The following is a 5096-nucleotide window of genomic DNA, read 5'->3' as shown; positions in this document are numbered from 1 at the left end:
TCCGATTCCTAAATTTTGTTAGTAATTATCTTCCTAATTACTCCCTTCCCCCTTATTCCCTCAGCCCGTTGGCGTCGTTTGGGAGTGCAAAGATGTAGGATTAATCCGTAACCACCAAACTTCTTCCAAAAGTTTTTTAAAACTTTTTTTAAAATAATCCGTAAATAACTTAATATCAATACATTATTGCACACAATAAATAACGAAAAAAAATCAACACTTAACGATTTTTATAAAAAGCAGGTCTATTAAAAACAAAACGAGCACTAAATTTTGAATCTAGTACTCGTTTATTTTACTCAAAATATGTCTTAACCAACAATAATTAGGTGGTTTTTCTTGCCTTTTCCTACTAATAAGTATTTCCCATTGAGTAAATCAAAATTAGCTGTATGATTTGGGTCAGCAATTTTGGTTTTGTTAATACTTAGTGCATTTCCTTGGATAGCTCTTCTAGCTTCTCCTTTAGAAGGATAAATTTCAGCATTGGTTACTACAGATACTAAATCTGTCACGGTTGCACTAGCTTCAAAATCAGCAAGCGTAATAGCAGTTTGTGGAACTCCATCAAAAACGGCTAAAATATCTGCATCACTCATTCCTTGTAATACTTCTAATGTTCCTTTTCCAAAAAGAATTTCTGAAGCTTTTACGGCTATGTCGTAGTCTTTTTCAGAATGTACTCTTATTGTTACATCTTTGGCTAATGCTTTTTGCATGATACGAAGATGCGGTGCTTCTGCATGTTCTGCTTCTAGTTTCTCAATTTCTTCTTTCGAAAGCAAGGTAAATACTCTTAACAAACGAGCACAATCGGCATCTGTTGCATTCAACCAAAACTGATAGAATTGGTATGGCGTTGTCATTGTTGAATCTAGCCAAACGTTTCCAGATTCTGATTTACCAAATTTAGTTCCGTCTGCTTTGGTTACTAATGGTGTTGTCAGTGCATAAGCTTTGTGCTCAATTTCATCTGCACCGCCTTCTTTACGTCTGATAATTTCTGTTCCAGTAGTGATATTTCCCCATTGGTCAGAACCGCCCATCTGTAAACGAACATTTTTATTTTTGTATAACCAGTAAAAATCGTAGCCTTGCAATAATTGATATGAAAACTCTGTAAATGAAATTCCAGTTTCTAAACGTTTCTTTACAGAGTCTTTAGACATCATGTAGTTTACAGAAAGATATTTACCTGCTTCACGCAAAAAAGCTAAAAAGCTAAATTCTTTAAACCAATCATAATTATTAACAACCTCGGCTGAATTATCAATATTACTAAAATCTAAAAACTTTTCTAATTGCTTCTTGATACATTCTTGATTATGGCGTAGTGTATCTTCTGAAAGAAATTCACGTTCTGCTGCTTTTCCTGATGGGTCGCCAATCATTCCGGTGGCGCCTCCTACTAATGCGATAGGTTTATGTCCACAAAGTTGAAAGTGTTTTAGCAACATAATCGTTGCTAAATTTCCGATATGTAAAGATGAAGCTGTTGGGTCAAAGCCGATATAAGCGGCCGTCATTTCTTTTTGTAATTGTTCTTCTGTGCCGGGCATCATGTCCTGAAGCATTCCACGCCAACGAAGTTCCTCTATAAAATTGCTTTTCATTTCTAATTAATAATAAATATGCTCTCTATTAAACTTTTCGCAAAGTTAGAGATTGTATATTGATATTTCACTTGCCTGAATGGTATTCCTGAAATGTTGAGCAATAATCTCTTAACAAATCCCATTTCGCACTGCCCATGCTACTAGCCCTGCTACGTTTTTCGTACCAGTTTTTTCCATAATTCGGTTTCTATGTCCTTCTACGGTTCTGGCACTTAAACACAACATTTCGGCAATATTTTGGGTAGTTGTACCCTGACAGATATGTTCAAGTACTTCTAGTTCTCTATCCGAAATGCCAATTTGAATACTTAATTGATTTTCAGTTTTTTTCTCTGGCTTATTAATCATCCGGTTGTGCATGACTTTTACCAAAAATGGACCATAATAATAGTCTTCTTTGAAAACTGTATAAATGGCATTTTCTACTTCGTCGGGATGAGCATCTTTTAATAAGTAGCCATTTGCTCCTAAAGACATCAAATGTGTCACAAATTTATCTTCATCGTGCATCGAAATCACGATTATCTTTACTTTAGGAAATTGCTTTTTGATTCGTTCAGTAGCTCTGATACCATCTAATACTGGCATATTCAAATCCATCAAAACAATATTGGGAAGTGTTTCGGAGATATTGTCTATCAATTCTTGTCCATTAGATGCTTCAAGTACTACTTCAAAATCATCATTGAGACTTAATAATGAAACAAGTCCACGACGAAAAAGGGCATGGTCGTCGGTAACGGCAATTCTAATTTTAGTTAGGTTACTCATTAATGGTTAGCTTTACAGAGATATTTGTTTATAGCACAATGCTATTTTACAATACTTAGGATTCAGAAAGAGCTACCGTAATGATAAAAGTAGAGCCTCTTCCTATTTCAACATCAAATTTAAGTTGTCCTTTGATAAGACTCATACGACTTTCGATATTTTTTATTCCTATACCTCTACTTGGTTGATTTACTCCTTCTAAATCAAAGCCTTTTCCATTGTCTGAAACCTCTAGTCTAAGTGTATTTTTATTTTCTGTTAAAGTGATTTTGATTTCCTTTGCCTCCGCATGTTTTAAGGCATTGTTGACTAATTCTTGTGTAGAGCGATAAAGTGCTAATTCTATTTTAGCATCATATCTTGCATTAATATCACAAATAAAATGAATGGGAAGATTGGTGTGGAGTGTCATTTTCTGAGAGAAATCTTTCAAAGCTTCTATCAAACCAAATTCATCTAAAGTACTTGGCATTAAATCTTTGGAAATTCTCCTGACATTATGAAGGGCTTCGTTTAGTAATTCTTCGGTTCTACCAAGCAGTAAAGTTCTCTTGGATTCATTCTCTGAATACTTGTTTAATTGAGAAAGGCTCATTCTTGTAGCTGAAAGTAATGCTCCGATTTCATCGTGCAAATCTCCGCCAATTTGTCGGCGAACTACTTCTTGAGAGCCAACACTTGCCTCAAGCATGGCTTGATGAAGGGCTTCTTCGTGTGCAGCTCTTTGTATTCTTTGGCGACGATAATATACTACTACAAAAAGTATAATTGCCGAAACTGGCAAAAGCATTGCAATGGTACCTAGAATAACGATTTTGACCTCATTCATTCAATTAAATCATTTATAGGCTCCAAATTTCTGCTTTATCAGTCGTTCATGCAAAAAATATACTAAAAGAATAATAGAGGTGGCAAAAGTCATCATCATGATAGTTCCTACTTCGATGATGACTTTAATTGTAGAGGCGTCTTGCTGAACCATAATCCTATTGCTAAAAAGATTCTAAAGATGAATGATAATACATAGTAAATATTCCATAACTCCAAATACAAGTCCATATTCTTATTAAAAAGAATCATTTCTCCATAAAGAAACAAAAACAATGTACCTGAAAAGTATAACAAACACGATACGCTTATCCAAAACATCGGTAGTATTGACAATTTCTTTACTTGAAGAGTTTGTAGAAGCTGATAAAAATAGATAAAAACCCAAGTGATAACAAGTAAACAAGAAATTGCACTTACCATACCATTATATCTTTCAAAACTCAATCGCTCTGTAAAAACAATAACAGAAAATACTGCATAGATGCCTATAGTGGCATAGGTAAGTTTTTTTATTTTTCTCCCCCTAAAAACTTGGTTGTACATAAACCCAATCATGATACATTCAAAAACAGTAAATGTATTTATGATAAAATGATTGGGTTTGTGTAGTACTATAGACCAATAATTTCCAAAAGCTTCATAAATAATTGCACCTATTATATAAAGAAAAAGTATTCTAAACTCGATAGTTAAGTACTTATTCCTATAAATAGCAATTATCAAAGGAAGTAATAATACGGTTGAGGATATATATGAAAGTATTAGGTCTATCACTTCTGAAAGGTTTAAACGAATTTAGGCTTACATCTAGGTGGACAAGGAGGTGGTCCAATGATACAAGAAGTTGAAACAACTTCACAATCATTGTTAACTCCGCTAATAATTAACTGGTGAACCTCGTCTTCGTCATGAGTATGTTCAATTTTAAAACCTACGATTTCAGGATTTTCTTCTAGCATTGCTACTAATAAAGATGCACTTACATAATGAGAATGTACTTCATGCTTTTTCTTGTAATCTTCTAATCCTTTGGAGATGTTTTCTGATTCTCTTTTGATAAGTTTCCCTGCCATATTTTTAAATGATTGGTTAGTTAATAATGTTCAAAACTACTAAAATGTAAATAACTACAAAGTAATCTAATAAAAATAGCGTATTAATACACCTAAAACAGGTATTTATACGCTATCGCATTTAGAGTGTTATCATCTTCTTGATATACTTCCCTACAATATCAAATTCTAGGTTTACAACATCTCCGATTTTTAAGGTATGAAAAACGGTATGTTCGTAAGTGTAAGGAATAATGGCTACTCTGAAAGTATTTATGCCTGAATTAAATACTGTAAGACTTGTTCCATTAATACAAATTGAACCTTTTTCAACGGTAACGTTTTGTCCATCGTTACTGTATTCAAAATCATAGAGCCAAGAGCCATCTTGTTCAATAATGTTGGTAACTACTCCCGTTTGGTCAACGTGTCCTTGTACAATGTGTCCGTCGAAACGTCCATTCGCTGGCATACATCGTTCAAGATTTACTTTCGAACCTACCGTTAAAGCGCCTAAATTGGTTTTTTTAAGGGTTTCGTCGATGGCTGTTACCGAATATTCTTCTCCTTTAATATCAATTACGGTTAAACATACGCCATTGTGGGCAAGACTTTGGTCTATTTTTAATTCGTTGGTAAAAGGACAAGTAAGTGTAAATGTAATGTTTGTTCCTTCTTTGCTAAGATTGTTTACTTTGCCTAGTGCTTCGATGATTCCTGTGAACATTTTTTTATCTGTTATCTGTTATCTGTTATCTGTTATCTGTTATCTGTTATCTGTTATCTGTTATCTGTTATCTGTTATCTGTTATCTGTTATCTGTTAT

The 5096-nt window shown here is 33.8% G+C and carries 5 protein-coding genes; all 5 read right to left on the bottom strand.

Annotation, left to right across the window (positions count from 1 at the left end; translation table 11 throughout):
• Window positions 1-311: 311 nt before the first annotated feature.
• The gene (tyrS, locus tag ABID42_RS23930; RefSeq protein WP_367285812.1) at window positions 312-1613 is read right to left on the bottom strand and encodes a tyrosine--tRNA ligase; all 1302 of its coding nucleotides are present in this window, start codon (window positions 1611-1613) and stop codon (window positions 312-314) included.
• A 111-nt stretch (window positions 1614-1724) separates the two neighbouring features.
• Complete coding sequence (locus tag ABID42_RS23925; protein ID WP_367285811.1) at window positions 1725-2387, bottom strand: response regulator; 663 nt, start codon at window positions 2385-2387, stop codon at window positions 1725-1727.
• Between the two features lie 55 nt (window positions 2388-2442).
• Window positions 2443-3216, bottom strand: coding sequence for a sensor histidine kinase (locus tag ABID42_RS23920; RefSeq protein ID WP_323255840.1), 774 nt, complete (start codon window positions 3214-3216; stop codon window positions 2443-2445).
• Between the two features lie 787 nt (window positions 3217-4003).
• Window positions 4004-4291, bottom strand: a complete 288-nt coding sequence (locus ABID42_RS23915) for a hypothetical protein (protein ID WP_367285810.1) — start codon at window positions 4289-4291, stop codon at window positions 4004-4006.
• 121 nt (window positions 4292-4412) lie between these two features.
• Window positions 4413-4997, bottom strand: coding sequence for a riboflavin synthase (locus ABID42_RS23910; RefSeq protein WP_367285809.1), 585 nt, complete (start codon window positions 4995-4997; stop codon window positions 4413-4415).
• Window positions 4998-5096: the final 99 nt, after the last annotated feature.

This window comes from Arcicella rosea (assembly GCF_040543805.1).
Taxonomy (GTDB): domain Bacteria; phylum Bacteroidota; class Bacteroidia; order Cytophagales; family Spirosomataceae; genus Arcicella; species Arcicella rosea.
The sequence above is the reverse complement of the archived record's forward strand: the minus strand, read 5'-3'. Positions and strand labels throughout refer to the sequence as shown.

Bases quoted from the DNA above. Each gene is read 5' to 3' on its own strand.
- tyrS (WP_367285812.1), bottom strand. From the start codon at position 1,613: ATGAAAAGCAATTTTATAGAGGAACTTCGTTGGCGTGGAATGCTTCAG.
- ABID42_RS23925 (WP_367285811.1), bottom strand. From the start codon at position 2,387: ATGAGTAACCTAACTAAAATTAGAATTGCCGTTACCGACGACCATGCC.
- ABID42_RS23920 (WP_323255840.1), bottom strand. From the start codon at position 3,216: ATGAATGAGGTCAAAATCGTTATTCTAGGTACCATTGCAATGCTTTTG.
- ABID42_RS23915 (WP_367285810.1), bottom strand. From the start codon at position 4,291: ATGGCAGGGAAACTTATCAAAAGAGAATCAGAAAACATCTCCAAAGGA.
- ABID42_RS23910 (WP_367285809.1), bottom strand. From the start codon at position 4,997: ATGTTCACAGGAATCATCGAAGCACTAGGCAAAGTAAACAATCTTAGC.